Origin of the sequence: Pseudomonas sp. ANT_J12 (genome assembly GCF_008370045.1) — a bacterium.
Lineage (GTDB): Bacteria > Pseudomonadota > Gammaproteobacteria > Pseudomonadales > Pseudomonadaceae > Aquipseudomonas.
In genome coordinates this window covers 71,387-97,100 of the sequence record NZ_VOBN01000008.1, presented here as the reverse complement: position 1 = coordinate 97,100, position 25,714 = coordinate 71,387, and the positions used below count along the sequence as shown (strand labels likewise).

At 60.7% G+C, this 25,714-nt stretch carries 27 protein-coding genes and 1 tRNA gene; 19 read left to right on the top strand and 9 right to left on the bottom strand.

The features are described 5' to 3' along the window. Positions 1-129: 129 nt before the first annotated feature. Positions 130-1,038 carry a bifunctional helix-turn-helix transcriptional regulator/GNAT family N-acetyltransferase gene (locus tag FQ192_RS18285; RefSeq protein ID WP_149659950.1) on the top strand — a complete coding sequence of 303 codons (909 nt, stop codon included), beginning with the start codon at positions 130-132 and terminating at the stop codon, positions 1,036-1,038. 42 nt (positions 1,039-1,080) lie between these two features. On the opposite strand, the gene FQ192_RS18280 is transcribed toward FQ192_RS18285, so the two are convergent. Then, positions 1,081-2,472, bottom strand: coding sequence for an aldehyde dehydrogenase family protein (locus FQ192_RS18280; protein WP_149659824.1), 1,392 nt, complete (start codon positions 2,470-2,472; stop codon positions 1,081-1,083). A 100-nt stretch (positions 2,473-2,572) separates the two neighbouring features. Here FQ192_RS18280 and FQ192_RS18275 point away from each other — a divergent pair, with 100 nt between their 5' ends. The 4 genes from FQ192_RS18275 to map all read left to right on the top strand — a co-directional run bounded on the left by FQ192_RS18275 (position 2,573) and on the right by map (position 5,441). Continuing rightward, on the top strand, positions 2,573-3,451 hold the full coding sequence (locus FQ192_RS18275; RefSeq protein ID WP_149659823.1) for a LysR family transcriptional regulator: 879 nt from the start codon (positions 2,573-2,575) through the stop codon (positions 3,449-3,451). Between the two features lie 98 nt (positions 3,452-3,549). Next, entirely contained in the window at positions 3,550-3,885 is a 336-nt protein-coding gene (locus tag FQ192_RS18270; RefSeq protein WP_149659822.1) for a hypothetical protein, read from the top strand. 507 nt (positions 3,886-4,392) lie between these two features. After that, the gene (locus FQ192_RS18265; protein ID WP_149659821.1) at positions 4,393-4,644 is read left to right on the top strand and encodes a ParD-like family protein; all 252 of its coding nucleotides are present in this window, start codon (positions 4,393-4,395) and stop codon (positions 4,642-4,644) included. Beyond that, positions 4,641-5,441 carry a type I methionyl aminopeptidase gene (gene map / locus FQ192_RS18260; RefSeq protein ID WP_372242350.1) on the top strand — a complete coding sequence of 267 codons (801 nt, stop codon included), beginning with the start codon at positions 4,641-4,643 and terminating at the stop codon, positions 5,439-5,441. Before FQ192_RS18265 ends, map begins: the two co-directional genes overlap by 4 nt. 99 nt (positions 5,442-5,540) lie before the next feature. Here the strand turns inward: map and ppk2 are convergent, their stop codons facing one another. Continuing rightward, complete coding sequence (ppk2, locus tag FQ192_RS18255) at positions 5,541-6,458, bottom strand: polyphosphate kinase 2 (protein ID WP_149659820.1); 918 nt, start codon at positions 6,456-6,458, stop codon at positions 5,541-5,543. A gap of 190 nt (positions 6,459-6,648) precedes the next feature. Between ppk2 and FQ192_RS18250 the strand changes: the two genes are divergently transcribed. Continuing rightward, a complete protein-coding gene (locus tag FQ192_RS18250; RefSeq protein WP_149659819.1) occupies positions 6,649-7,584 on the top strand; it encodes a Ppx/GppA family phosphatase in 936 nt (311 codons plus the stop codon). On the opposite strand, the gene FQ192_RS18245 is transcribed toward FQ192_RS18250, so the two are convergent. The 3 genes from FQ192_RS18245 to FQ192_RS18235 are packed head-to-tail and all read right to left on the bottom strand — an operon-like array spanning position 7,585 to position 9,250. Beyond that, positions 7,585-8,055: a hypothetical protein gene (locus tag FQ192_RS18245; RefSeq protein ID WP_149659818.1), complete on the bottom strand. Its 471-nt coding sequence runs from the start codon at positions 8,053-8,055 to the stop codon at positions 7,585-7,587. 40 nt (positions 8,056-8,095) lie between these two features. Continuing rightward, positions 8,096-8,614 (bottom strand): G/U mismatch-specific DNA glycosylase, encoded by a 519-nt coding sequence (mug, locus tag FQ192_RS18240; RefSeq protein ID WP_149659817.1) that lies wholly within the window; start codon positions 8,612-8,614, stop codon positions 8,096-8,098. A 12-nt stretch (positions 8,615-8,626) separates the two neighbouring features. Continuing rightward, the gene (locus tag FQ192_RS18235; RefSeq protein ID WP_149659816.1) at positions 8,627-9,250 is read right to left on the bottom strand and encodes a TetR/AcrR family transcriptional regulator; all 624 of its coding nucleotides are present in this window, start codon (positions 9,248-9,250) and stop codon (positions 8,627-8,629) included. A 225-nt stretch (positions 9,251-9,475) separates the two neighbouring features. Between FQ192_RS18235 and FQ192_RS18230 the strand changes: the two genes are divergently transcribed. From FQ192_RS18230 to FQ192_RS18210, 5 genes are all read left to right on the top strand, one after another. After that, complete coding sequence (locus FQ192_RS18230) at positions 9,476-10,597, top strand: HlyD family secretion protein (RefSeq protein ID WP_149659815.1); 1,122 nt, start codon at positions 9,476-9,478, stop codon at positions 10,595-10,597. 6 nt (positions 10,598-10,603) lie between these two features. Beyond that, on the top strand, positions 10,604-12,058 hold the full coding sequence (locus FQ192_RS18225) for a DHA2 family efflux MFS transporter permease subunit (RefSeq protein WP_149659814.1): 1,455 nt from the start codon (positions 10,604-10,606) through the stop codon (positions 12,056-12,058). Positions 12,059-12,078: 20 nt separating this feature from the next. Then, complete coding sequence (locus tag FQ192_RS18220; protein ID WP_149659813.1) at positions 12,079-13,533, top strand: efflux transporter outer membrane subunit; 1,455 nt, start codon at positions 12,079-12,081, stop codon at positions 13,531-13,533. 31 nt (positions 13,534-13,564) lie between these two features. Beyond that, a complete protein-coding gene (locus FQ192_RS18215) occupies positions 13,565-14,521 on the top strand; it encodes an aldo/keto reductase (protein ID WP_149659812.1) in 957 nt (318 codons plus the stop codon). Positions 14,522-14,661: 140 nt separating this feature from the next. Further along, positions 14,662-15,600, top strand: coding sequence for a LysR family transcriptional regulator (locus FQ192_RS18210; RefSeq protein WP_149659811.1), 939 nt, complete (start codon positions 14,662-14,664; stop codon positions 15,598-15,600). A gap of 42 nt (positions 15,601-15,642) precedes the next feature. Here the strand turns inward: FQ192_RS18210 and FQ192_RS18205 are convergent, their stop codons facing one another. Together FQ192_RS18205 and FQ192_RS18200 are read right to left on the bottom strand one after the other, a co-directional pair. After that, complete coding sequence (locus tag FQ192_RS18205; RefSeq protein ID WP_149659810.1) at positions 15,643-15,915, bottom strand: DUF2790 domain-containing protein; 273 nt, start codon at positions 15,913-15,915, stop codon at positions 15,643-15,645. 146 nt (positions 15,916-16,061) lie between these two features. Continuing rightward, positions 16,062-16,916 (bottom strand): LysR family transcriptional regulator, encoded by an 855-nt coding sequence (locus tag FQ192_RS18200; protein WP_149659809.1) that lies wholly within the window; start codon positions 16,914-16,916, stop codon positions 16,062-16,064. A gap of 134 nt (positions 16,917-17,050) precedes the next feature. Here FQ192_RS18200 and FQ192_RS18195 point away from each other — a divergent pair, with 134 nt between their 5' ends. The 5 genes from FQ192_RS18195 (at position 17,051) to FQ192_RS18175 (ending at position 21,396) form a co-directional block, all read left to right on the top strand. Next, entirely contained in the window at positions 17,051-18,094 is a 1,044-nt protein-coding gene (locus FQ192_RS18195) for an agmatine/peptidylarginine deiminase (protein WP_149659808.1), read from the top strand. 4 nt (positions 18,095-18,098) lie between these two features. Continuing rightward, positions 18,099-19,007 carry an N-carbamoylputrescine amidase gene (gene aguB, locus FQ192_RS18190; protein WP_149659807.1) on the top strand — a complete coding sequence of 303 codons (909 nt, stop codon included), beginning with the start codon at positions 18,099-18,101 and terminating at the stop codon, positions 19,005-19,007. A 2-nt stretch (positions 19,008-19,009) separates the two neighbouring features. After that, a complete protein-coding gene (locus FQ192_RS18185) occupies positions 19,010-20,107 on the top strand; it encodes an extracellular solute-binding protein (RefSeq protein ID WP_149659806.1) in 1,098 nt (365 codons plus the stop codon). Positions 20,108-20,121: 14 nt separating this feature from the next. Then, positions 20,122-21,234 (top strand): agmatine/peptidylarginine deiminase, encoded by a 1,113-nt coding sequence (locus tag FQ192_RS18180; RefSeq protein WP_149659805.1) that lies wholly within the window; start codon positions 20,122-20,124, stop codon positions 21,232-21,234. Positions 21,235-21,321: 87 nt separating this feature from the next. Beyond that, positions 21,322-21,396 (top strand) — tRNA-Gln (locus FQ192_RS18175). 274 nt (positions 21,397-21,670) lie between these two features. Here FQ192_RS18175 and FQ192_RS18170 read toward each other — a convergent pair. Next, a complete protein-coding gene (locus tag FQ192_RS18170; RefSeq protein WP_149659804.1) occupies positions 21,671-22,534 on the bottom strand; it encodes an AraC family transcriptional regulator in 864 nt (287 codons plus the stop codon). 143 nt (positions 22,535-22,677) lie between these two features. Between FQ192_RS18170 and FQ192_RS18165 the strand changes: the two genes are divergently transcribed. Next, positions 22,678-23,427 (top strand): SDR family NAD(P)-dependent oxidoreductase, encoded by a 750-nt coding sequence (locus FQ192_RS18165; RefSeq protein WP_149659803.1) that lies wholly within the window; start codon positions 22,678-22,680, stop codon positions 23,425-23,427. Positions 23,428-23,564: 137 nt separating this feature from the next. Here the strand turns inward: FQ192_RS18165 and FQ192_RS18160 are convergent, their stop codons facing one another. Beyond that, positions 23,565-24,482, bottom strand: coding sequence for a LysR family transcriptional regulator (locus FQ192_RS18160; RefSeq protein WP_149659802.1), 918 nt, complete (start codon positions 24,480-24,482; stop codon positions 23,565-23,567). A 125-nt stretch (positions 24,483-24,607) separates the two neighbouring features. On the opposite strand from FQ192_RS18160, the gene FQ192_RS18155 reads away from it, so the two are divergent. Next, positions 24,608-25,366 (top strand): 5-oxoprolinase subunit PxpA, encoded by a 759-nt coding sequence (locus FQ192_RS18155; RefSeq protein WP_149659801.1) that lies wholly within the window; start codon positions 24,608-24,610, stop codon positions 25,364-25,366. A 92-nt stretch (positions 25,367-25,458) separates the two neighbouring features. Beyond that, the gene (locus FQ192_RS18150) at positions 25,459-25,704 is read left to right on the top strand and encodes an acetyl-CoA carboxylase (RefSeq protein ID WP_095079351.1); all 246 of its coding nucleotides are present in this window, start codon (positions 25,459-25,461) and stop codon (positions 25,702-25,704) included. The last annotated feature ends 10 nt before the right edge of the window (positions 25,705-25,714 follow it).

Here is a 25,714-nt window from a genome sequence, read left to right as displayed (position 1 = left end):
GTCATCACACCGCTCGCCTCGATTGACGGATATTTTGTTGTGCAATACAACTAAATAACTGTTTCCCAGGAGGTGTGCGCCGTGACCGATTCCAACCTGATCCACCACGTTCGTTCGGCGTCGCGCCTGATGGTGCGAGAGTTGGGTTTTATGCAGGCGACCCTGGCGGCGACCGACTATCCGCCGTCCTCCGTGCACACCCTCGTGGAACTGGGCAACCGCGAATCGCTGACCGCCGTGGAACTGGTGGCGCTGCTCGGCCTGGAAAAATCCAGCGTCAGCCGCATGGTGCGCAAGCTCATCGAGGCCGGCGAGATCGAAGAAGTGCCGAATGAGCAGGACGCACGTTCGAAAAAACTGCAACTCACGGACCAGGGCCGCCAGACCTTGCGCGCGGTGGATGCCTTCGCCAACCAACGGGTCGGTGCCGCCATGACGCACTTGAGCCCGGCGCAACAACAGGCCGTCAGTGAAGGCCTGGGCCATTACGCTGTAGCCCTGCAATCCCAACGCCTGGGCACCGAACCGCCCAAGGTGACGTTGCAGATTGCTCGGGGCTACCGTCCCGGCATCATCGGCCGCATCGTCGAAATGCATGCCTGCTACTACGCCAAAGTCGCGAACTTCGGTCAGCCGTTCGAAAGCCTGGTCGCCTCCGACATGGCCGAATTGATGGGGCGTCTGCACAACCCGCGCAATGAGGTGTGGGCGGCGCTGGACGGCGAACGCATCGTCGGTTCGATTGCCATCGATGGTGAAGGCGAAGAGGGGGGCGCGGTGCTGCGTTGTTTCATTCTGGATGACAGCGCGCGGGGCCAAGGCGCCGGGAAGCGCTTGCTGGCTGAAGCCATGCGGTTTTGTGACGAATGCGGTTTTACGGCAACGCGGCTGTGGACGTTCAAAGGTCTGGATGCGGCGCGCAAGCTGTATGAAGACGTGGGGTTCACGTTGGAGCAGGAGCAGGAAGGGGAGCACTGGGGTGGGCGGATTACCGGGCAATGGTTTGTTCGACCAGGGCCGGGCAATCCGCCAATCTGAATTAAACCCGGGAGCTAAACGCTCCCAGGCATGTCGGTGCAATCAGCGGCGATCCAGCCACACCGTCTGCGCGTTGCAGAACTCCCGCACACCGAAGTGCGACAGCTCACGGCCAAAGCCGCTTTTCTTCACGCCGCCGAAGGTGACGCGCGGGTCACTGGCGCAGTAGCCATTGATGAACACGCCGCCGGTTTCCAGCTCGTCGGCCATCTGTTTGGCGAGATCGAGATTGCGCGTGTAGATCGTCGACGCCAGGCCGAACTCGCTGTCATTGGCCAGCGCCACGGCATGCTCGGCATCCCGGGCGGTAATGATCGAGGCGACCGGGCCAAACAGTTCCTGTTTGAACGAGGTCATCTGGTCGGTGACGTTACTGAACACGGTCGGCTCATAAAAGTTGCCAGGGCCTTCAGCCTTTTGGCCGCCCAGCAGCAAGGTCGCGCCTTCTTCCAGGGTGTCGCGGACTTGCTGGTCCAGCTCATCGCGCAGATCAAAACGGGCCATGGGGCCGATGTAAGTGGCGCTGGACTGCGGATCGCCGACCACCAGTTGGCGCGTCGCCTCGACAAACTTGCGGGTGAATTCTTCGACAACGCCTTGCTCGACGATCAAGCGCTTGGCTGCCGCGCAGACTTGCCCGGTGTTCTGGTAGCGGCCAATCACGGCGGCTTTGACGGCGTCGTCGAGGTCAGCGTCGTTGAGCACAATAAACGGATCGGAACCGCCCAGTTCCAGCACACACTTCTTCAGGGCGGCACCGGCCTGGGCGCCGATGGCCATGCCGGCGCGCACGCTGCCGGTGAGGGTGACGGCGGCGATGCGTGGATCTTTGATCGCCGTGGAAACACCCTCCGGCGTGACGTTGATCACTTCAAACACACCGTCGGCGAAACCGGCGCGTTGGAACGCGTCGCGCAGCAGATAAGCGCTACCCATGACGTTGGGCGCGTGTTTCAGCACGTAGGTGTTACCGGCGATCAGCGCTGGAACGGCGCCACGCAGCACCTGCCAGATCGGGAAGTTCCACGGCATCACGGCCAGAATCGGCCCCAGCGGACGGTATTCAATGCGCGCCTTGCCACCTTCAACCAGCGTCGGCTCGGCACTGAGCATGGCGGGGCCGTGTTCGGCGTACCACTCGCACAATTGCGCACATTTTTCGATTTCACCCCGGGCCTGGGTGGTGGGCTTGCCCATTTCCAGGGTGATCATGTGTGCCAGGTTTTGCGCGTCATCTCGTAGGGCTTGAGCCAGGGCGATCAGCGATTGCGCGCGCTGTTCGACCGGCGTGCGGCGCCAGGCCTTGAACCCGGCGGCGGCGCGGGCAAGGGCGGCGTCCAGTGCCGCGGCGGATTCGAAAGGGTAGTGACCGATCTGCTCGCCCGTGGCGGGGTTGATCGAAATCGCATGGGTGTGACTGGAAACCTGGGTCATGGCACCGTCCTGCTGGGTGGGGATGCGCTCAGGTTACGGCGGTGGTAGTTTTCTGGAAACTGAATAATACTGAGCGCAACGTTCACGTTTGGAGAATGACTTGGATCTGGTCCAGCTCGAAATTTTCAAGGCCGTCGCCGAGCACGGCAGCATCAGCGCGGCGGCCCAGCACATCCACCGGGTGCCGTCGAACCTGACCACGCGGATCAAGCAACTGGAGCAGGATCTGGGGGTTGACCTGTTTATCCGCGAGAAAAGCCGCTTGCGCCTGTCGCCGGCCGGCTGGAGTTTTCTCGACTACGCCCGGCGCACCCTCGACCTGGTCCAGGAAGCCCGGGCCACGGTGGCCGGTGAAGAGCCGCAAGGGTCTTTCCCGCTGGGTTCGCTGGAGAGCACGGCGGCGGTGCGGATTCCCGAGCTGTTGGCCGCCTACAACCAGAAGCACGCCAAGGTTGAGCTGGACCTGTCCACTGGTCCTTCGGGGACCATGATCGACGGTGTGCTTTCGGGGCGATTGGCCGCCGCATTCGTCGATGGCCCGGTGCTGCACCCGGCGCTGGAAGGCGTGCCGGCGTTCGAGGAAGAGATGGTGGTGATCGCACCGCTCAACCATGCGCCGATCCACCGCGCGCGGGACGTCAACGGCGAAAACATCTATGCGTTTCGCTCCAATTGTTCGTACCGCCACCACTTCGAAAGCTGGTTCAACCAGGATGCCTCGGTGCCCGGCAAGATCTTCGAGATGGAGTCCTATCACGGCATGCTCGCCTGCGTCAGCGCCGGGGCCGGGCTGGCGCTGATGCCCCGCAGCATGCTCGACAGCATGCCCGGCTGCACCACCGTGAGTATCTGGCCGCTGTCGGAATCCTTCCGTTATTTGCGCACCTGGCTGGTGTGGCGTCGCGGCACGGTGTCGCAAAGCCTGACCATGTTTGTGCGTTTGCTGGAGGAGCGAGGTGTGGTCCAGTCAGCCATTTGAAAGGGAAGTTGCAGCGGCGATACCAATTTGCCACTACGTCCGTTAGAGTATGCGCCGCTCGGGAGACGGATCCCGGCTTCTTCTAATGGAGTTACACCGTGAATTACCTCAGTAAAGTGGTTGCCGTTGTTTTGTTCGGTCTGGTTTTGGCAGGTTGCACCGGCACCGCGATGAAGACCCAGCACTATGACAGCAGCCAATACACTGTCCTGGGCCACAGCGAAGCGACCGCCACTGGCATGCTGTTGCTCGGTTGCATCCCGATCAAGCAGAACAACCGTTTCGTTCGCGCACAAGACGCGGCGATCAAGGCCAAGGGCGGCGACGCCATGATCAACACCCAGGTGCAGGAAAACTGGTTCTGGGCCTACGTCCTGACCGGTTACACCACCAAGGTTTCGGGTGATGTGATCAAGCTGAACAACGTTCAGTAAGCACAGTGCCTCGCCGCTTGGCGAGGGTGCTTGAAACGTGAAAAAGCCCGGTTCAGCCGGGCTTTTTAGTCTGTGGCGTTTGGCGGGGCATGCCATCAAGGCCAGGATCGATACGCCATGAAAAAGCCCGCACAAGGCGGGCTTTGGAATGTGAGTAGGTGGCCGGTGCTGGTCTCCGGCTTACGAGATTTATCAGGCCTCTCACAGCAACGTTTTGTGCGTCACTGCCTCACACGGCATAAGGGCTGGATCTCAGCGCGGAGATCTTTCTAACCGTGTACCCTTCGGAGCGCGCCCCACGCGTTCTCGCTATCCTCTTGCGCATCAGTCTGCGTCTTCACCTACCACTTCAGAATAGCCCATCACCTGATGCCCGGCGCGGGCGTTTTAGATCGATTGTGCCCAAGCGAAAGCGCCGCAGGACAGAAAAACGCTAATCGGGGTTTGCGACATCCGTCTGGAGTCAAGTAGTATACGTTTCATATGCATTTCATATCGGGTGGATTTGTGGGAATCGTCAAAATTTCAGAAGACATGCATGAGAATCTGCGCGTCGCCAGCAATGCGCTGAGCCGCTCGATCAACGCTCAGGCCGAACACTGGATGCGCATCGGGATGCTCGCCGAGCTGCATCCCGATCTGGACCACAACGCCATCTGCCGTTTGCTGATCCGTGCCGAACAAGCCGGCGGCCTCGATTTGCAACAGGTATGCGCACTCGCCGAAGCGTCGCCCGCCGTCGCCGGAGCCGTGCAATGAACCGTGCAGTGAAAGCAGGCGTCCCGATCAATTCCCCGGCACAAATCGCCCAGTCCGGCATCGCCGGCAAACTCGCGGCCGAAGTGCTGGCGATGATCACGCCGCACATCAAGGCCGGGGTCACCACCGACGACATCGACCGGATGTGTCACGACTACATCGTCAACGTGCAAAAAGCCATTCCCGGCAACGTCGGCTATCACGGTTTTCCGAAAACCGTGTGTGCCTCGGTCAACGAAGTGGTGTGTCACGGCATCCCGTCGCCTCAGGTGCTGAAGGACGGCGACATCGTCAATATCGACATTGCCGTGGTCAAGGATGGCTGGTACGGCGACACCAGCCGCATGTACTTCGTCGGCGAACCGAGCCCGGAGGCGCGCCGCCTGGTGCAGACCACCTATGAAGCGATGTGTGCCGGTATCCGCGTGGTGCGCCCCGGCGCGACCCTGGGCGACATCGGCCACGCGATCCAGAGTGTCGCCGAGCGCGACGGTTACAGCGTGGTGCGCGAGTACTGCGGGCATGGCATCGGCAAGGTCTACCACGATGAACCGCAGGTCTTGCACTACGGCTATCCGGGCCAGGGCCTGAAGCTCAAAACCGGGATGATCTTCACCATCGAACCGATGCTCAACGCCGGCAAACGCCACGTGAAAACCCTGGCGGACGCCTGGACGGTGGTGACCAAGGATCTGTCGCTGTCGGCGCAGTGGGAGCACATGGTGGCGGTGACGGATGACGGCTTCGAAGTGCTGACCTCTTGGCCGGATCAGGTTGAAGGCTATCCGGCACCCTGAACAACAGGCAAAAAAAAGCCGCCGGTTAAGGCAGCCATAAAAAAAGCACGCGGTGTATGACCTGAGTATTGACGCCCTCAGGTTACAGAATGATGACGTTTAATAGACTTGCGGCACGATCAGTTCCGGTGGCGTCGGGTTGCGCGAGTAATCTTCCTGGCGCACCCGTTGCGGCAGCTGGATAGTCGGCTGTTCGACTTCTTCATAGGGCATTTGCCCGAGCAGGTGGTTGATGCAGTTGAGGCGGGCCTTTTTCTTGTCGTCGGCTTGCACCACCCACCACGGCGCCTCGCTGATGTGGGTGCGTTCAAGCATGATCTCCTTGGCCTTGGTATAGGCTTCCCAGCGCCGGCGGGACTCCAGGTCCATGGGGCTGAGTTTCCATTGCTTGAGCGGGTCGTGGATGCGGCTGAGAAAGCGCAGGTTCTGTTCCTGGTCGGAAATCGAAAACCAGTATTTGATCAACTGAATGCCGGAACGGGCGAGCATCCGTTCGAACTCCGGCACCGTGCGGAAAAACTCTTCGTACTGATCGTCATTGCAAAACCCCATGACTTTTTCGACCCCGGCGCGGTTGTACCAGCTGCGGTCGAACAGCACGATTTCGCCGGCTGCCGGCAGGTGCGAGACGTAGCGCTGAAAGTACCACTGGGTTTGTTCGCGATCATTCGGGGCGGGCAGGGCGGCGACACGGCAGACCCGAGGATTGAGGCGCTGGGTGATGCGCTTGATCACACCGCCCTTGCCGGCGGCATCGCGGCCTTCGAACAGAATCACCACCTTGGCCCCGGTCTTGACCACCCAGCTTTGCAGCTTCACCAGCTCGCCTTGCAGGCGGAACAATTCGCTGAAATAGCGGCGTCTCTCTTCCTTTTCGCTACCTTCGTCGACGTGACCGTCAAACAGCTCATCGAGGTTGTGGCCGTCCTCGAGCAGTTCCAGTTCCAGCTCTTCGTCGCTGTGATCGAGCAGCTCGCGGTGGATTCGCTGTATCAGGGTGTCGTTGTTCGCAAGCATGGTGGGACGCTCCCGTGGAAGATGGCGTGGGCGATGGTATTCCGGGAGATATGACGAAGTCGTGACGAAACAGCCGTAGGACTTTGCGCAGGCGCTGTCATCTTCGTGTCACCTAGGCCATGGCAAGCTCTTCACAAACCGTCTTCCAGGCTCCGATGGCGGGCCGATGAATCTGCCAGGAATTCCTACCATGAAAGGTGACGCCTCTCTGTTTGCGGCCATTGACCTGGGGTCGAATGCGTTTCGCATGATGATTGGCCAGTCGGTCAAACGGAACCAGCGGTTCGTCATCCAGGAAGTGAAAACCCTGCGTGAACCGGTGCGGCTGGCCGAGGGATTCCAGGGTGGGGCGCTCGATGAGCTGGCGCTGGATCGCGGTTGGCAGGCGCTCGCGCGATTTGGCAAGAAGCTGCGTGGCTTTGAGTCGTGCCGGGTACGGGCCGTGGCCACCAGCGCGGTGCGCGAAGCCGATAATGCGCAGCTGTTCCTGGCCAGCGCCGAGCGGCACCTGGGGTTTCGGATTGACGTGATCACCGGGCAGGAAGAGGCACAACTGGTGTACGCCGGTGTGGCCCACACGCTGCCGGGTGCAGAGAGTCAGCGGCTGGTGGTGGACATTGGCGGCGGCTCCACTGAGTTGATTCTGGGCCGGGGCACTCAGCCACTGATCACCGAGAGCATTGCCATCGGCAGCGGCACCTTCGGCTCGCGCTACTTTCATGGCGGTCGCATCACCGCCCAGGCTCTGCTGGAGGCCGAACGCGTGGCCTCGCTGCAATTCGAAAAAGTCGCCCGGCGTTATCGCGCATTGGGGTGGCAGCAGACCATCGGCTCGTCCGGCACCGCGCGGATGCTGGCCAAAGTGCTCAAGGCCAACGGCTTGAACGACGATGACCAGAGCGGCATCACCTACGGCGGATTGTTGCGCCTGTCGCTGCGTCTGCTCGAAGTCGGGCACGTCAAACAACTCAAGCTGGCCGGGCTGCAACCCCATCGGCTGAGCATCCTGCCCGGCGGCCTGGTGGTCATGCTGGCGGCGTTCAAGGTGTTTGGCATCTCGCACATGACACCGTCCGAGCCGGGGTTACGGTTCGGGGTGATGCATGGCTTGATGAGTCAGCATTGATCACGCGGGGCGAATCGAGCTCACTTCAGAGCCAGTCGAATAGTCCGTTCGCGTGTTGCCCAGGCGGTCGCGGAAGGTGAAGTGACTGAGGATCAGGCACAGCGCGAGGCCCAACATATCGGCGACAAAGTTCTGGTAGGCGGCGCTGAACGGGATGCCGTTCTCCCGCGGGTCAACGTACATCTCGTTGTACGCCGAGAGGAACACCACGATGATCAATCCGCCCCAGGGACTCCACGGGATGCCGGTTTTCAGCGCATGGAAATTGTCTCGCAGGGACTGCTTGAAAAACCGCGTCGGAATCGTCACGTAGCCCAACAGCAGTGCGGCGCACAAGCCGTACAGGAAATGGCAGAAGTTGTAGCTCCAGACGATGATGTTGAACGCGTTGAGCTGCACCAGCCAGAACGTGATGAAGATCGCCAGGCACAGCAGAAGCGGGGTGTGGGTCGAGCGTTGGGTGAACAGCATTGAAGCTTCCTTGAGGGGGGATTGATCCTTGGGGGCAATGCTACCGGAGTCTTGCTTCATTGATCGCGGCTAAATACAGCTGGCGGTATGCGTCCACCAGTTGATCCAGGGTGAACGCGAGGTTTCGTCCACTCGGATTCGGCAGAATCCACACCGCCGCGCCGCCAAAGGTCTTGGGCTGCAACCCCCAAGCAATCTCCCGTTGGCCAGTTAACGCGCCATACGCGGCCTTGCCGAGAAACGCCACGAAGCGCGGTGCATAACGCGTGATCTTCTGTTCGAAGTCCGCGGCGACAGCGCTGAATTCCTTTAATGACAGTTGATCGGCGCGCGCCGTGGGGCGATCAACCACGGCGGTTAATCCACACTGGTACTGCAAGATCGTCCGATCATTTTCCGGGCGCACTTCCTGCGGAGTAAAACCGGCGAGATGCAGCGTGCGCCAGAAGCGATTACTCCGGCCGGCAAAATGATGACCCTGGGCCGCCGCCATCATCCCCGGATTGATGCCGCAGAAAATCACGGCGAGTTGCTCGGCCAGAATGTCTTCGAGTCCCACCTTAAAAGCCCCTCATCCGCACATGACGCTGACCGCATTGCGCGCCAGTTCCGTCAATTCAGCCCGGGATTTGCCCGCTCGCGCGCGTATCGAAATGCTGTGCAGCAGGGATGACGCGAGGACCGCCAGGGCCGCCGGGTCGGCATCGGCTTTCAATTCGCCGGCAGTGACTGCCGTTTGCAGACGCGCCTCAAGATCGGCATCCAGCCGGCTCAGCCGATCGGACAGCACGTCGCGTATTTCCTGATCCTCGACCGCTTCGGTGGTGGCCGTGCCAATCGCAAAACAGCCTCGCGGTTGGCCCTCGCCGGAAAAGTAGATTGATAACTGGCCCTCATAAAAGCGCATCAACGCTTCGCGCAAGGTGAGTGAGGTGTCTGTCAGCGCCTCGTGCATGTCGGCGGCGGCAAATTCCCAATATTGCTCGAGCGCCTTGATGTACAGCGCGTGCTTGTCGCCGAACGCGGCATAGAGGCTGGGGCGATTCATGCCCGCCGCCGTGGCGATGCTGTCCAGGGACGCGCCGGAATAACCGGTATTCCAGAACACCCCGAGCGCCTGTTGCAGCGCAGTCTGCGGGTCATACGCGCGAGGGCGGCCGCGACCTTTTCCCTCGGTAATCTTTTTTTGTGCCATGTCGTATAAAACTCTTGATGAATGATGGGCTCGCCGATATTCTTACATCATCGCACAAAAATAAGGAACCAAAAATTCCTTGGCTTGAAGGTTTGTTGAAGCGGAGCTCGAACAGGGTGTTGCGGCGACGAAACAGGCGCGGTGGAGCGATCCTCCCGGCCGCGCACGGTATGGCTGTTGATGTGGATGCTGTCCCCAATTTCCCGGTTACAGGTGTATTCGATCATGACCAAACAGTTCGATCTCTCAGCGTCACCCGCCGTCGAGCATCCAGGGCCGGACGCGCCCATCAGCAAGCCGCTCAAAGAGAAACTGCGACCTTGGCTGATAATCGGTGTGCCGGTCATTTTCGCCGCCGTCGGCTATGCCCATTACGTCGCGGGCGAGTCCTTTGTTTCGACTGACAACGCTTATGCCCGGGTGGCCAAGGCCTCGATCAATGCGCGAATTTCCGGGCAAGTGGTGGACATCGCGGTCGAGGACAACCAGTCGGTTCGCAAGGGCCAGGTGCTGTTTCGGATCGACCCGAAACCCCTGCAGATCGCGGTTGACCGTGCCCAGGCACAGCTGAGCATGGCGCGGCTGCGCATCGATGGACTCAAGGCCAGTTACCGCCAGCAACAGGCTGAGCTGCAATCGGCCAAAGAGTCGGCGGATTTCGACCAAAAGGAATTTGCCCGCAAGAAAGCGCTGGTCGCGACCGAGTTCGTCTCTCGGGCCATTTACGAGCGCGCCGACACCGACCTCAAAGTGTCCCGGCAACGTATCGCGTCGATCGAACAACAGATCGCCAGTACCGTCGTCGCGCTGAACGGTGATCCCAACATCGATGCCGACAACCACCCGACAGTGCATGAAGCCAGGGCGCAGCTCGACGAAGCACAGCTCTACCTTTCCTACGCCACGGTGTATGCGCCGGACGATGGCATCGTTGCCAAGGTCGACGATTTGCAGGTGGGCAACTACGTCAACAACGGCGCGCCAGCCTTTGCGCTGCTGTCCGACCGCCAGGTCTGGGTCGAGGCCAATTTCCGCGAAACGGAGGTGACGCACATGCGCCCCGGCCAGGAAGCCACGATCCGTATCGATACCTACCCGGATCACCTGTTCAAAGCCCACGTCACCAGCATGAGCCCCGGCGCCGGCGCGGACTTCGCCTTGCTGCCGCCGGAAAACGCGACCGGCAACTGGGTCAAGGTCGTTCAGCGCGTACCGGTGCGACTGGAACTCGATGAGGTGGATCCGGCGCTGCCGCTGTTCTCCGGCACCAGCGCCACGGTCAAGGTCGATACCGGGTTTCGCACGCCTTGGTGGCATCCGCTCAAATCGTTGCTGACGGCGGGGTGATGGCTGATGAACACGGGAATCTTAAGGTTCGCCGCGCTGTTGGCGATCTATATGCAGTCGGCGAACCTGCCGCTGCCGAACTCGGCGCTGCGGTTTATTCAGGCCAGCCTGTCGATGACCGACGACCAGGCCGGCTGGATATTCACCGCGTACCTCGCTGCCAGCGCCATTACCTTGCCGGTTGCGCAGTGGCTCGCCGGGCGCTTTGGCTTGAAGCGTGTGTACCAGGCCGCGTTGGCGATTTTCGTCCTCGGCTTGCTGCTCGCCACAGCGGCGACCACCTCGCTGGAGTTCGTTGGCGCACGGATGGTTCAAGGCGTGGCGAGTGGCGTACTGGCACCGCTGTCGATGGCGATTGCCCTGGAGACATTGCCCGCAGCGCGGCGGGCAAAATTCGCCACGGTGTTCACCGCCATTGTGTTGTTGGGCATCGCCACCGGCCCGAGCATCGGCGGTTGGCTCAGCGAGTATCACGGCTGGCGTTCGCTGTTCTACGTCAGTGTTCCGTTGTCGGCGTGGATCTTTCTGGTGGTGACGCTGTTGCTGGCCAAGAAGAAAGCCGAGCAACGTCCAACGTTGGATTTCTTCGGCGTCGGCACCTTCACCCTGGGCATGATCGGCCTGCAAATGTTCCTCGATCGCGGTGAGCGCCTGGACTGGTTTGCCTCGCCCGAAATCTGGCTGGAAGCGGTGGCGGCGGCACTCGGGCTGTACCTGTTCGTCGTGCACGTACTGACCGCGAACACCCACTTTCTCAACAAGGGATTGTTCCGGGACCGCACCTTCGTGTGCTCGACGATCATCTTTTTCGCCCTCGGTTTCGTGCTGCTGTCGACCATGGCGCTGACGTCGCCGATGCTCGACGAGATTCTCGGCTACCCGCCAGTACTGACCGGCTGCCTGACGATCCCGCGCGGCGTGGGGCTGGTTGGGGCCTTCCTGCTGATGGGCCGTGTTCCCGCACACCTCGACCAACGATTCTTCGTGGCGGCGGGCATCGCGCTGGTGGTGTATGGCAACTGGCTGATGCTCGGCTATTCGCCGTTGATGGACTGGCCGCCGGTGGCGATGGCGGGTGCGATCCAGGGTGTCGGCCTCGGTGTGCTGATGCCGGCGATCAGCAAGGTGGCGTTCAACACACTCGACCCCAGGCTGCGCCCCGAAGGCAGCGGTTTTTTCAATCTGACCCGTGTCTACGGCAGCACGATTGGCGTGGCGGTGGTGCAAACATTCTTCTTCAACAACACCCAGGCGATGCACTTGGCGCTGGCCAGCCACATCACGCCATATCGCGGCCAAGCCCATGGGATGTCCCAGCAGGCACTGGGCGGGCTCAACGAAATGATCACCGGTCAGGCGGCGTTTATCGCGGTCATCGACCAGTTCAAGATTTTGATGGTGGCCATGCTGGTGGTGAGCCCGCTGGTTCTGTTTCTTCGCAAACCGGTTCCGACCTTCTAACTTGTCGTGGAGTCTGCCCAATGAAAACTCATGCGCTTTTCAGCAACAGACATCTGGTCGCGGCGATGTCGTTCCTGGTGTTCCTCTCCGCCTGCACCGTTGGCCCGGACTTTAAAACCCCAGCGCCGAGCGAGTCGCAGCACTATGACCAGCAGGCCGAGCAGCGACTGGCCCGGCAGATTGTCCTTGGTAAAAAACTCGACGGTGATTGGTGGACGGCGTTCCGTTCGCCCAAGCTCGATGCGCTGGTGCGGCGCGCCATCGACGGCAATCTTGAGCTGGTGGCGGCGGATGCAACGATTCGGCAAGCGGCGTCCTCGGTCGCGGCGGCGGAGGGCGCCTTGTATCCGCAAGTCGATTTTGCGGCGCAGGCCGGTCGCCAACGCACCCACAATGCCCCCGAGGCCTCGGTTTCCAACTTCTACGCAATCGGGCCGCGGGTCGGCTTCGACCTGGACGCTTTTGGCGGTAACAAGCGGCTGGTGGAACAGCAGCAAGCGTTCACCGAGCTGCAAAAACATCGCTTTGAGGCGGCGTACCTGACCCTGACCGGCGACGTCGCGAGCCAGGCACTGTTGCTGGCCTCTGCCAACGCACAGATGCAAGCGGTTGAAAAGCTGCTGGCCAATGACGCGAAGAACCTCGACCTCGTGCGCCGGGCAAACGTTAGTGGTGCCACCACCCAGATCGATGTGTCGCTGGCTGAAACCCGGCTCGCCCAGGACCGCACGCTGTTGCCGCCCCTCGCGCAGCAGCGTGATTCGGCGCGCCACGCGTTGTCGATCCTGACCGGCAAAGGTCCGGGTGACTGGATTGCGCCGGAGTTCGAACTGGCCGAATTTACCTTGCCGTCCAACGTGCCGGTCAGTCTGCCTTCTGAAATGGCCCACGACCGCCCGGATGTCCTGCAAGCCGAGGCCGAGCTGCACATGGCCAGCGCGGCGGTGGGCGTGGCGACCGCCAATCTCTATCCCCGCATACAACTTTCCGCGTCGCTGGCCCAGGCCGCTTCCGGCAATGGCGGCGCTGCACTCTGGGGTTTCGCGGCGGGGCTCACGGCGCCGATCTTCAATGGCGGCACGCTCAAGGCTGAACGCCAGGCCGCCGTCGATGGCTACCAGGCGTCCCTCGCGGGCTACCAGCAGACGGTCATCAAGTCGTTCGGCCAGGTCGCCGACACCCTGCAAGCGATCAACCATGACGCCGAGCAAAACCTCGCCCAGGAAGATGCCTTGCGCGCAGCCGACACCAGTTTTCGGCTGAACCAGCAAGCCTACGCCCAAGGCGAGAACAGCATCCTGCAAGTGCTGGAGGCAGAGCGCGCCTATGAGCAGGCGCTGCTGGGGCAAATCAGAGTGAAGACCGCGCAATACCTCGACACCGTGCGCCTGTATGTGGCGCTCGGCGGTAATTGCGTGGGTGTGTTCGAGCAGAAAGTGGCGTCTGGCGACGCACCGAAACGTTCGTATCAATAACGGCTGCGGCCTCAGGTAGTGGAGTAAAGACATGTCATATGAAGCCTTTCACGATGGACTTCGCGATACCCGATTCCCGCTGAATCACGGTTCCGGCCAGATGCCGGCCGTTGGATTTGGCACGCTGTTTCGCGATCTGAGCGTGACGACGCAAGCGGTCAAGGATGCGCTGGACGCCGGGTTTCGCCATTTCGATTGTGCGGAACGCTATCGCAACGAGGACCTGGTCGGCGTTGCTTTAAAGGAAGTGTTGGCGGCCGGTAAGGTCCGGCGCGAGGACGTGTTCATCACCACCAAACTGTGGAACACCAACCATCGCCCCGAGCGTGTCGAACCGGCCTTTGAGGCCAGTTGCCGACGGCTTCAGGTTGACTACATCGACTGCTATCTGATCCATACGCCGTTTGCCTTTGAGCCCGGTGATAACCAGGACCCGAGGGATGCGTTTGGGCATGTGATCTATGATCGCGGCGTGACCTTGATCGAGACGTGGCGCGCACTTGAACGCCTGGTGGACGAAGGCCGGTGCAAGTCCATCGGCTTGTCGGATATCACCTTGCCGGCCTTGAAAGAGATCGTGGCCCAAGCGCGGATCAAACCCGCCGTCGTGCAGGTTGAAGCCCATCCTTACTTGCCGGAATGGGAACTGCTGGAGTTTTGTCAGCAGCATGGAATCATCGTCCTGGCCTTTGCGCCGCTGGGGCATGGCATGGAGCCGAAAGTCCTGGAAGACGCGGTGATTACCGGGATTGCCCAGCGCTTGCAGAAAACCCCGGCGCAAGTGGCGTTGGCCTGGTCGGTACAGCGGGGCGTCGCGTTTTTAACGACCTCGGCAACACCCAGCCATATTCAGGAGAACATGGATATTGCTACCTTGCCGCAGCGGGCCATGCGTGAGATCAAGGAAGAGATTACAACGCGGGTGCGATTCAACTCGGTGGTGGAGACTGGCGTGCCCGGGTTTATCCCACGCAAGAAGCAGGCGTAACGCCGGATTCTCTGCCCTGACACTGACCTTGTGGTGAGGGAGCTTTTGTGGCGAGTGGGCTTGCCCCCTCACCACAAAAGCTCCCTCGCCACAGGTTTGGTGTTCGCCACTACTTTTTTTCTATCCTCCAGAGGTAAACGATGGACGTTTTCCAGACCATGCGTTTTTTCATGACGGTCGCTCAAAGCGGCAGCTTCACCGCGGCTGCCGAGATTCTGGACACCACCACCACCAACGTTTCCAAAGCCGTCTCCAGCCTTGAAGCGCGGCTGCAAACCCGCCTGATCAACCGCACCACCCGACGCCTGGCGCTGACCGAAGCCGGTACGCGCTACTTGCAACGCTGCGAGAAAATCCTCGACGAGGTCCGTGAGGCGGATGAAGAAGCGGGTACTGCTCAAGTCATGCCCGCTGGCCGGCTGAAGATTCACGCGATGGCCGCCATCGGCAATCACTACGTGATCGATGCCATCGCCAGGTACCGAGAGACGCAACCCTCGGTCATGTTCGATCTGTCCCTGACCAATCGGCTGCCGGACTTGCTGGAGGAGGGCTATGACATGTCGATTGTGCTGGCGCGGGATCTGCCCGATTCCGGGTTTGTCGCCCAGCGGCTGGGCATCACCTACAGCATCCTGTGCGCTTCGCCCGCGTACTTGAAAAAACGCGGAGCGCCGCAATCACCGGCGGCTCTTGCTTCACATGATTGTTTGAAGATCGTTAATACGGTGATGCCCGCAGAGAACTGGGCTTTCGAGGGGCCGGACGGCGTGGAGACGGTGACCGTTCCCTTGTCACCCTTTCATGTGAACACCGCAGACGCCATGACCGTCGCGCTGTTGAGCGGGATGGGCATCGGTATCCAGCCGATTGCTTCGGCCGTTGATGGCTTGAAAGCAGGCACGCTGGTGCGTGTACTGCCTGAGTATCATCTTGAAGAGTTGAATATCTTTGCCATCTACCCGTCACGCAAGTTCGTGGACGCAAAAATAAAGACCTGGGTGGAATTTCTTAAAACCTACATTCCAGGCTTGTTGGCTGCTGATGAAAAAATTGTCGGTTCAACAAAGTTACGATGACCGCAGGTATGGAGTGTCGACCCTCCATCGTCTGCACCGGCCTCAACCGTTAGAACAGCCGCTGCCCATCACTTGGTATTCCATGACGTGGCGTTTCCCCTCGGAATCTTCATAGGTCATTTGCGCCGGGACCGGGCCACACTCATTGCCAGTGTCGGTAATCGAAATGACTTTCTGGATGTCGGGTTTCATGCCGTAAGCGTAATTTTCAACCGGTGGCTGGCGGGTCGCGTTAGTTGAATCAGCCTCGTCTGCAAATGCGTGTGCGCCCACACCGACAAGCGCAAAAAACAGAGCAATGTTTGAGAGTTTCATGATGTTCACCGTCTCGTTCAAGGTTAGTTGTTTTGCCTGCCGGGCTATTTGCTCAGCGGGTAGAGACGATGCTAGGGGTTTGCCTTTCCCTCAAATAGCCGGCAATGGGACAAACACTGTTGCCGGATTTCGCATGAATAGCGCCGTCAGGCCGTTTCCAGCTGACTCAGCAACCACTCACTGAAACTTCGCGCGTTGGTTTCACTGTCGCGGTGGGTCAGCAGCGCCCAGTTCGGGCCACGAATGGTTTGCTCCACCAAGGGTTGCAACGACCCGTTGGCCCGTGCCTGACCACTGAGTAATTCGCTGACCAGGGCGATGCCCAGTCCGGCGCAGGCAGCGTCCAGCAGCAGGCCGGGATCGGAGAAGTTAAGCCCCTGATCCTGCTGGCCGACATCGATGCCGGACTCCACCGCCCAATGACTCCAATCCATCTCCCGCTCGCCATGCAGCGTGGTGCGTTGTGCCGGTGGCAGCGCCAATAGGCGCGGATGACACGCCGGGTAGAGGCGGTCGGCGTGCAGCACTTTGAAACTGCATTCGGCTTGGGAGCTGATGTCATCGCGCACCGCCACATCGATGGTCTGGGTGGTCATGTCCGGGACTTCATCGGTGCTGTAGATCCACAGATCCACCTCCGGATGCTGACTTCGAAAATCCCCCAGACGTGGCAGCAGCCAGTGACGGGCGAACGCCGGCGTGGTGTTGAGCACCAGTTGATTGGGCTTCTGGTATTGCCCGAGTCGACGAATGCCCACGGCCAATTGCTGAAGCAGCGCCTGGGTGGTGCTGAGCAGGTCGTGACCGGCATCCGTCAGGGTGACGCTGCGGCCACTGCGCAAAAACAGCGGCTGTTCCAGGTAGGCCTCAAGGCTGCGGATCTGCTGGCTGATCGCCGATTGGGTCAGGTTCAGCTCGGCGGCGGCCTTGTGGAAACTGCCCAGCCGAGCGGCGGCTTCAAAGCCGCGAAGGGTACTGAGCGGGGGCCAGTGCTTGAGCATATCGATAAGTTCCTCTAATCAGTTTTCCACTAAATCCATCGTTTGTTCGCCTGTTTTTACGGCCGTAGCATGCATGCCAAGACTTTCGAGACAGATTTCATTGAACACAATGTCTTAACTAAAAGGTACTGGTGATGCAACAGAACAACAATGGTTGGATGATGCCGGCAGAGTGGGTAAAGCATGCGGCGACCTGGATGGTGTGGCCCCACAACCAAGCGCTTTGGGAGTCCGGTTGGCGCGTCACCTTGGCGCAGGTGCAAGCGGATTTCTCCGGGGTGGCTAACGCCATCGCCCGTTTCGAACCGGTGAAAATGGTCGTTGATCCGTCGGCGCTCGCCAGTGCTAAAGCGCTGTGCGGCCGCAACATCGAATTGATCCCGCTGGCGGTGAACGACAGCTGGTTCCGCGATTCCGGCCCGAGCTTCGTCTGCCACCCGCAACAAGGCCTGGCCGGTGTGAGCTGGCGCTTCAACGCCTGGGGCGGCAAGTCGGCCCACGACCTCGACGAAAGCCTGGCGCGCCGCGCACTCAATCACCTCGGCCTGCCGTGTTTCGGCACACCGCTGAGCAACGAAGGCGGGGCGATTCATGTCGACGGCGAAGGCACGCTGATCACCACCGAATCGGTGTTGCTCAACGCCAATCGCAACCCGGACACCAGCAAGGCCGAGATGGAAGACATCTTCAGCCGTCTGCTGGGGGTGAAGAAAACCATCTGGCTACCGGGCGATCCGGACTACGTGACCGGCGACATGACCGATGGCCACGTCGATGGCGTCTGCGCCTTCGCCCGTCCTGGCGTATTGCTGGTGGACGCGACCCACGACAAGCAGTCGGTGTACGCCGAAGTGGCCCGCGAGAACCGCCGCGCCCTGGAGCTGGCCACCGATGCCCAGGGCCGCAAGTTCGAGCTGATCGAACTGTTCGAAGCCAGCGACGCCGTGGACACCGAAGCCGAAGTGTTTTGTGCCTCGTACACCAACTTCTACATCGCCAACGGCGCGATCATCATGCCGGCCTATGGCATCGACGCCGACCACGCGGCGGCCGAAGTCTTGGCGCAGGCGTTCCCGGGACGCGAAGTGGTGCCGGTGCGGATCAATCACCTGGCCCATGGCGGCGGCGGGGTGCATTGCATCACCCAGCAACAACCGGCCTGGCCAGTGGAGGGTTGAAGCCATGACCCTGTTGACGATTGCCACCACCCAGATGCCGTGCACCTGGGACTTGCCACACAACCTCGATCAAGCCGAACAGTTAGTGCGTGAGGCAGCGGCCAAAGGCGCGCAAGTCATCCTGCTACAAGAGCTGTTTGCCACGCCGTATTTCTGCATCGAGCAAAGCCATAAACATCTGGCACTCGCCGAAGAATATCGCGACAGCCACGTGCTCCAGCGCTTCGCCGCATTGGCCAAGGAATTGGGGGTGGTGCTGCCGCTGAGCTGGTTTGAAAAGGCCGGCAATGCCTACTTCAATTCCCTGAGCGTGGCCGATGCCGACGGGCGCCTGTTGGGGGTGTATCGCAAGACCCATATCCCCAACGCCATCGGCTATCAGGAGAAGGAATACTTCAGCCCCGGCGATACCGGGTTCCGGGTCTGGGACACGGCGTTCGGGCGCCTCGGCGTGGGGATCTGCTGGGATCAGTGGTTCCCCGAGACCGCGCGCTGCCTGGCATTAATGGGCGCCGAAGTGTTGCTGTTTCCCACCGCCATCGGCTCTGAACCGGGCTGCGCCACCCTCGATTCCCGCGACCACTGGCAGATGACCATGCGCGGCCATGCGGCGGCGAACATCCTGCCGGTGGTGGCGGCCAATCGGGTCGGCCGCGAAGTCGCGACCACCGATCCGGGCCTGCAAATGGACTTCTACGGCTCCTCGTTCATCTGCAACCACAAGGGCAAATTGCTCGCCGAGGCCGACCGTGACAGCACCGGCGTGCGGGTCCACACCCTCGACCTGGCCGCCATGCGCGAAGAGCGCCTGAGCTGGGGCATCTACCGCGACCGGCGCCCGGACATGTACGGCGCGCTGCTGAGCCAGGACGGTCGTCATCTTCATTCACGCTGGGCGACTCAAGGGGTTTGAACATGCGCATTGCCAACCAACTGCTGCTCGGTGCCCTGGCACTGGCGTGTGTCGCGCCGTCGCTGCACGCTGAAGAGAAAACCCTGCGGCTGTACAACTGGGCCGATTATTTTGCCGAAGACACGTTGAGTAAATTCACCGCTGAAACCGGGATCAAGGTGATCTACGACGTCATGGACGGCAGCGAAACCCTGGAGGCGAAAATGCTCGCCGGCGGCAGTGGTTACGACCTGATCTTCCCCGGTGACACCGTGGCCGAACGCTTAATGCGCGCCCACAGCTTGTTGCCGCTGGACCAAGCCAAACTCACCGCTGTGGGCGACATCGAGCCCGGCTTGAAAAAACTGCGTTCTCATTACGAGTTCTCGAGAACAGCCACCGTGCCCTACACCTGGGGCACCATCGGCCTGACCTACAACGCCGAGCAGATCAAACAACGCGCACCGGATGCGCCGGTTAACAGCCTGGACATGTTGTTCAAGCCGGAACTGGCGGCCAAATTCGCCGATTGCGGTATCTCGATGATCGACTCGCCCGACGAGGTGCTGGCGGTGGTGCTCAACTACCTCGGTCGCGAACCGCGCAGTGCCAAGCCGCAAGACCTGGCGGCGGCGAGTGAGCTACTGATGAAACTGCGGCCGTACATTCGCAAGTTCCAGTCGCAGCCAGTGACCGACCTGGTGAACGGTAACCTGTGCCTGTCCCTCGGCTACAGCGGCGACATGACCCAGGCGCAGCGGACGTCGGACAGCGCCGGCAAGCAGACTGCGTTCCAGTACCGCATCCCCCGCGAAGGCACCACGGTGTGGATGGACACCATGGCGATTCCGGTTGACGCGCAACACCCGGAATACGCCTACGCGTTCATCAACTTCGTCATGCGCCCGCAGAACATGGCGGCCATCAGTAACTTCACCGGCTATCCCACTTCCAATGCCAAGGCCCGGCCGGATGTCGATGCGACGATGCGCAACAACCCGGATATCTACCTTGATGAGGCCACCTATGCGCGGCTGATTCCCGGCCAAGACATTCCCCAGGCTGATATGCGAGCGCGCATGCGGACCTGGACTAAATTCAAGACGGCCACTGCGAAATGATCAGGGAGAACTACATGCCGACGCGTCGGGATTTCATCAAACAGGCGTCGGTTGTCGCCGGTGTGGGCATCGCCGCCTCCCTGGGGCTGACGCGCGTGCAAGCGGCGGTGGCTCAGGGCTGGCACATGCCGGACGAGGGCGACAAACACCAGCGGGCCTTCATCGCGTTCGGCGCGCAGGAGGCGATCTGGGCCGATTTCACCGCCGATGTGCAAGCCGCCCTGGGCCTGATTGCGCGCACCATCGCCCGCTATGAACCGGTAACCGTGTTCTGCCGTCAGCGTGAGCGGGCGTTGGCCGAGAAGCATTGCGGCACGCGCAATGTCATCTACGTCATCACCGAACTCGACGACATCTGGATGCGCGATATCGGCGCCAACTTTGTCATCGATGGGAAAGGCGGATTGGGTGCGGTGGATTTCAACTTCAATGGTTGGGGCAACAAGCAGCAGCATGGCAAGGATGCGCAATTGGCCGCTCGGGTGGCGAGCAACGCGCAGGCCGATTATGTGCGCAGCGAACTGGTGGGCGAGGGCGGTGCGATCGAAGTGGATGGCCATGGCACCGGGATCATGACCGAAAGCAGCTGGATCAATAGCAACCGCAACCCCGACTGGAGCAAGGCCGAGGTCGAAGAGGAACTGAAAGCCCAATTGGGCCTGCGCAAAATCATCTGGCTGCCGGGCATCAAGGGCAAGGACATCACCGATGCTCACGTGGATTTCTACGCGCGCTTTGCCAAACCTGGCGTGGTGATCGCCAACCTCGACAACGACCCTGCATCCTTCGATTACAAGGTCACCCGCGCGCATCTGGACATTCTCAAAAACGCCACGGACGCGCAGGGTCGCAAACTACAGGTCCACACCGTGTCGCCACCGCTCAAGCCGCGCAAGAGCAAATTCAACCGCAGCAACCCGGATTTTGCGGCCGGCTACATCAATTACTTCGTGATCAACGGGGCGATCATCGCGCCCGAATTTGGTGACAAGACAGCGGATGCAAAGGCTCTTGAGCTGTTGTCGCAGCTCTACCCGGAGCGTGAGGTGGTGCAGCTCAATATCGACGCGATCAGCGCCGGGGGCGGCGGTATTCACTGTGTCACCAGTCACCAACCATCGGTTTAATGGCAACTGGCTGTTTTAAAACAAATTTATTTATGAAGGGGGCTTCCCAGACGCGGCGAAAGTTGTTAAATTCCCGCCCGCTCTTGCAGGGGCGTCGCCAAGCGGTAAGGCAGCAGGTTTTGATCCTGCCATGCGTTGGTTCAAATCCAGCCGCCCCTGCCATATTCCCTAAAAAGGGGACGGATCTATTTTCCAGAAAATAGATCTGTCCCCTTTTTTTATTGCCTTTTTTTTGTGCCCGTCGCCCGACCATCGGTTCGACTAATAGTGACAATCACCAATGACAAGTTCTGCTTCGCCGGATAAACGTTGAGAATCGCCTCCATCGAAAACGCTGCTCAGGAATGTCACCGGTTTTCAACGAAGCTCCTTTGGTTGGCCGCAACCAACCAATTTTTTAACCCCGCGCCTCATGAGGTTGCGGGGTTTTTTTTGCTTATTGCGGTCTGAACCGCGCCGCATCTCGCCCCGGTGGCATCCCGAACAGGCGCGCATATTCACGACTGAATTGCGAGGCGCTTTCATAGCCCACGGTGAAGGCGATGGAAGCGGCATCGCGCGGATCGAACAGCAGCAACCAGCGTGCCCTGAGCAGGCGCAGGCGTTTCTGGTACTGAATGGGCGCCATGCCGGTGATGGCTTTGAAGTGACGATAGAACGCCGAGACGCTCATATCCGCCATCGCCGCGAGGGGTTCCACACGAAAGGGTTCGGCGTAGTGCTCGCGGATCCATAAAGTGGAACGCCGGATCTGCGCCAGTCGGCCATCGGGTCGCGCGATTTCCCGCAGCATCGCGCCGAACGGCCCTTGCAGGATTCGAAACAGAATCTCTCGCTCGATCATCGGCGCCAGTACCGCCGCCTCGTGTGGGCGATCCATCAGCCGCATCATCCGTAGCCAGGCGTCAATCAGGTCAGTCGGCGCCGTCACTGCAGCAAAGCCACTGTCGGTGGGCTGCTCGCCGGTTTTGACCTCATCCACCAGCAAGGTGGCAATGACGTTGGGGTCCAGGGTCAGGCTGATGGCGAGGTAGGGTTCGCCCGGGGCGCCAGGGTAGATCTCGCCGGTGGCGGGGACGTCCACGGGCACCAGGAAATAGCTGATTGGCGGGTACTGCAACACCTGATCGCCAATCGACAACGTCTTGGAGCCTTGAAGCACCAGGTGCAGCATCGGTTGATACACCTGATTCGCACACGCCTCGGCCCGGACCATCGACACGCGCGCAAGGCCCGTGTCCGTCCACTTGTCTTGCGCGCGCATCACGATGCTGCGCAGCTCATCCATTGCTTCATTCATGGGGTCGAACATGGCGCAGACCCGCGTGCAAAGCAAGGCGTGCGAGAAGAATAGGCAAGCATCGGGGAAGAACCGGCAACCGTTTGACCGGCGGTTGCGCGAATACTGGTGCGACACATCACTCCTGTTTAAAAGGTCATGACATGAAACTCGAAGGCAAAATTGCAGTGGTCACCGGCGCATCGAAAGGCATCGGTGCGGGGATCGCCAAGGCGCTCGGTGCCGCAGGCGCCACGGTGGTGGTGAACTATGCGACCAGCAAAAGCGACGCCGATGCGGTGGTGGCGCAGATCCAGGCATTGGGCGGCAACGCCGTCGTCATTCAGGCGGACATGAGCCAGTCTGCCGACGTGATTCGCTTGTTCGACACCGTCAGGAGCAACTACGGAACCCTGGATATTCTGGTGAACAATGCCGGCGTCGCGGTGTTTCAAATGCTCGAAGACTTCACCGAGGAAGCATTTCATCAGCAGTTCAACCTCAATGTGCTCGGCTATCTGTTGGCCGCTCGAGAAGCCGTCAAACTGTTTGGCCATGCGGGCAGCATCATCAACCTCAGCTCGATTCTCAGCACCGATCCCTATCTGGCATCCAGTGTGTATTCGGCCACCAAAGGCGCGGTCGACACATTGACCTTCGCCCTGGCCCGGGAGCTTGGGCCGCGCGGTATCCGGGTCAACGCGATCATGCCTGGCCACACCAATACACCTGCTACGGACGGTAACTTCGCCGGTGAGTTTGGCGAAAGGCTGATCGCGGGCACGCCGCTGGGCCGGTTTGGTGAGCCGGAAGATATTGCGCCGCTGGCCGTGTTTCTGGCCTCCGGTGACTCGCACTGGATCACCGGAGAATCGATCCGGGCATCGGGTGGCGTGCGCGGGGTGGGCTACTGATCACACCCGCCTAACCGACGCCGTTTTGAAACGCCTGAGCGAGTGTTCGGAATGGGCTTTGCCGAAACGATTGCCGGGACGACCATCACCGATTTTTAGGGTGGTATTCGAATGCTGGAAAATCGTGCATGCGGTTTTCAACGTCGCGCAGACAGTTGTTGCGGCGCCAGAAACGCATCGTGGAAGTAATTACGAAACGCCTGCATCGCCGGGCTGAATTCCCGCTCGCGATGCCACGCCAAACCGACGCTCATGGGCGTCACCTTGTCGGTGATTGTCAGGGTTTCGATGCGTTTGCCTTCCAGCGACCAGGGGCGGTGCACCAGGTCCGAGAGGATCGCCACGCCGCTGCCATTGGCGACCATGCTGCGCACCGCTTCCACTGAACTGGTGCGCACCCGCACATTGGGTTGCTGGCGTGCGTGTTCCCAGTAACGCATCGCACTTTGTTCGGCTTCGTCGACGGTCAGCAGGATGTAGGGTTCCTTCGCCACATCGGCGAGGCTGACCGCCGAACGTTCGCACAGCGGATGGTGGCTGGGCAGCCACAACCGGCGCTCGGAATTGAACAGGATTTCCGAGACGATGTCCGGGTGCGTGAGGTTCGCGGTGAGCACCACGGCCATGTCGAATCGACCTTCCAGCAGGCCTTCCTCGATGGCCGTGCGTTCCTGTTCGTGGACTTCGATGGCCACGTCCGGATGCCAATGTTCCAGCCGCTGCAAATGGTGCGGCAGGAAGTAGCCGATCACCGTGTAACTCGCCGCCAGACGCAGCAGGCCACTGGCGCGAATGTCCGGCAACGGGCTGTTCATCGCGTCATCGACGCTGCGCAGAATCACATACGCGCGATTCAGAAAATGCCGCCCGGCATCGGTCAGGCTCATGCCCTGGGCCGAGCGCTGGAACAACAGCGCGCCCAGCATTCCTTCCAGTTCCTTGATCGCCGTGGTGACCGCCGATTGCGAAATGTTGAGATGAATCGCGGCCTGGGAAATTTGCCCGATCTCGGCGGTGGCGACGAAATAGCGGACTTGGCGCAGGGTCAGTGACATGAGTTCTCCCGACGATGGGGTATCTGTTTTTCAGAAGATACCCTATCTGTTAATAGATCTTCCCAAGGGGTACGGAGGAATCTAACTTGGGCTGCATGAAGTCACAAGCGTCAGGAGCAAGCGTTATGCAAGCAGTAGATTTCAACTCGGACATGGGCGAAGGCTTCGGCCCATGGACCATCGGCGATGGCGTCGACAATGAGCTGATGGGCTTCATCAGCTCGGCCAATATCGCCACCGGTTTTCATGCCGGCGACCCCAGCACCATGCGCCGCACCATCGAGCAGGCCAAGCGCCTGGGTGTGGCCATCGGCGCGCATCCGGGGTTTCGCGACCTGGTCGGTTTCGGCCGTCGACACATCAATGCACCGGCCCAGGAACTGGTCGACGACATGCTCTACCAGTTGGGCGCCCTGCGTGAACTCGCCCGGGTTCAAGGCGTGGCCCTGCAACACATCAAGCCCCATGGCGCGCTCTACATGCACCTGGCCCGGGACGAAGAGGCCGCGCGTTTGCTGGTGGAAAATCTCCAGCGCCTGGAGCCAGAGTTGCTGCTGTATTGCATGCCCGACTCGGTGATCTGGCGAGTCGCCAAAGAGCTCGGCCAGCCGGTGATCCGCGAGTTCTACGCCGACCGCGAATACGACCTCACGGGCTCCATCGTCTTTACCCGCAACGTCCGCGCCTACGATCCGGCGCAAGTCGCCGCGCGAGTACTGCGTGCCTGTCAGCAAGGCGTGGTGCGCACGGTCGAGGGTGAAGACCTGGCGATCGAATTCGATTCCATCTGTTTACACAGCGATACCCCGGGCGCCCTGGCGTTGGTCGAAGCCACGCGCCGTGCCCTCGACAGCGCCGGGATCGAGGTCCGCGCACCGCGCTAAATCAGGACGAGACACCTGGCACACAGACGCCAGGGTTTGCACACCGATTCATTTTTGCCTGCCTTTCTACAACTATTCCAAGAGGAACAGACATGGCCGAACACACTGTAATCACCCCGTTGCCCGGGACCTTCTACCGCAAAGCCACCCCCGAATCGGCGAACTTCGTCGAGGTGGGCGCGCAGGTCAGTGCCGACACGGTGATTGGCCTGATCGAGGTCATGAAGCAGTTTTCCGAACTGACCGCCGGGACGGCGGGTCGCCTCAGCGCATTCCTGGTAGAAGACGGCGATCCGGTGGAACCGGGTCAGGTCGTCGCAACACTCGACGACGAGTGAGGGCGCGATC

Excerpts from the sequence above, each read along its gene's own strand:
- FQ192_RS18285 (WP_149659950.1), top strand. The coding sequence starts at position 130 with ATGGTGCGAGAGTTGGGTTTTATGCAGGCGACCCTGGCGGCGACCGAC.
- FQ192_RS18280 (WP_149659824.1), bottom strand. The coding sequence starts at position 2,472 with ATGACCCAGGTTTCCAGTCACACCCATGCGATTTCGATCAACCCCGCC.
- map (WP_372242350.1), top strand. The coding sequence starts at position 4,641 with ATGAACCGTGCAGTGAAAGCAGGCGTCCCGATCAATTCCCCGGCACAA.
- ppk2 (WP_149659820.1), bottom strand. The coding sequence starts at position 6,458 with ATGCTTGCGAACAACGACACCCTGATACAGCGAATCCACCGCGAGCTG.
- FQ192_RS18250 (WP_149659819.1), top strand. The coding sequence starts at position 6,649 with ATGAAAGGTGACGCCTCTCTGTTTGCGGCCATTGACCTGGGGTCGAAT.
- FQ192_RS18245 (WP_149659818.1), bottom strand. The coding sequence starts at position 8,055 with ATGCTGTTCACCCAACGCTCGACCCACACCCCGCTTCTGCTGTGCCTG.
- FQ192_RS18235 (WP_149659816.1), bottom strand. The coding sequence starts at position 9,250 with ATGGCACAAAAAAAGATTACCGAGGGAAAAGGTCGCGGCCGCCCTCGC.
- FQ192_RS18230 (WP_149659815.1), top strand. The coding sequence starts at position 9,476 with ATGACCAAACAGTTCGATCTCTCAGCGTCACCCGCCGTCGAGCATCCA.
- FQ192_RS18225 (WP_149659814.1), top strand. The coding sequence starts at position 10,604 with ATGAACACGGGAATCTTAAGGTTCGCCGCGCTGTTGGCGATCTATATG.
- FQ192_RS18220 (WP_149659813.1), top strand. The coding sequence starts at position 12,079 with ATGAAAACTCATGCGCTTTTCAGCAACAGACATCTGGTCGCGGCGATG.
- FQ192_RS18215 (WP_149659812.1), top strand. The coding sequence starts at position 13,565 with ATGTCATATGAAGCCTTTCACGATGGACTTCGCGATACCCGATTCCCG.
- FQ192_RS18210 (WP_149659811.1), top strand. The coding sequence starts at position 14,662 with ATGGACGTTTTCCAGACCATGCGTTTTTTCATGACGGTCGCTCAAAGC.
- FQ192_RS18205 (WP_149659810.1), bottom strand. The coding sequence starts at position 15,915 with ATGAAACTCTCAAACATTGCTCTGTTTTTTGCGCTTGTCGGTGTGGGC.
- FQ192_RS18200 (WP_149659809.1), bottom strand. The coding sequence starts at position 16,916 with ATGCTCAAGCACTGGCCCCCGCTCAGTACCCTTCGCGGCTTTGAAGCC.
- FQ192_RS18195 (WP_149659808.1), top strand. The coding sequence starts at position 17,051 with ATGCAACAGAACAACAATGGTTGGATGATGCCGGCAGAGTGGGTAAAG.
- aguB (WP_149659807.1), top strand. The coding sequence starts at position 18,099 with ATGACCCTGTTGACGATTGCCACCACCCAGATGCCGTGCACCTGGGAC.
- FQ192_RS18185 (WP_149659806.1), top strand. The coding sequence starts at position 19,010 with ATGCGCATTGCCAACCAACTGCTGCTCGGTGCCCTGGCACTGGCGTGT.
- FQ192_RS18180 (WP_149659805.1), top strand. The coding sequence starts at position 20,122 with ATGCCGACGCGTCGGGATTTCATCAAACAGGCGTCGGTTGTCGCCGGT.
- FQ192_RS18170 (WP_149659804.1), bottom strand. The coding sequence starts at position 22,534 with ATGAATGAAGCAATGGATGAGCTGCGCAGCATCGTGATGCGCGCGCAA.
- FQ192_RS18165 (WP_149659803.1), top strand. The coding sequence starts at position 22,678 with ATGAAACTCGAAGGCAAAATTGCAGTGGTCACCGGCGCATCGAAAGGC.
- FQ192_RS18160 (WP_149659802.1), bottom strand. The coding sequence starts at position 24,482 with ATGTCACTGACCCTGCGCCAAGTCCGCTATTTCGTCGCCACCGCCGAG.
- FQ192_RS18155 (WP_149659801.1), top strand. The coding sequence starts at position 24,608 with ATGCAAGCAGTAGATTTCAACTCGGACATGGGCGAAGGCTTCGGCCCA.
- FQ192_RS18150 (WP_095079351.1), top strand. The coding sequence starts at position 25,459 with ATGGCCGAACACACTGTAATCACCCCGTTGCCCGGGACCTTCTACCGC.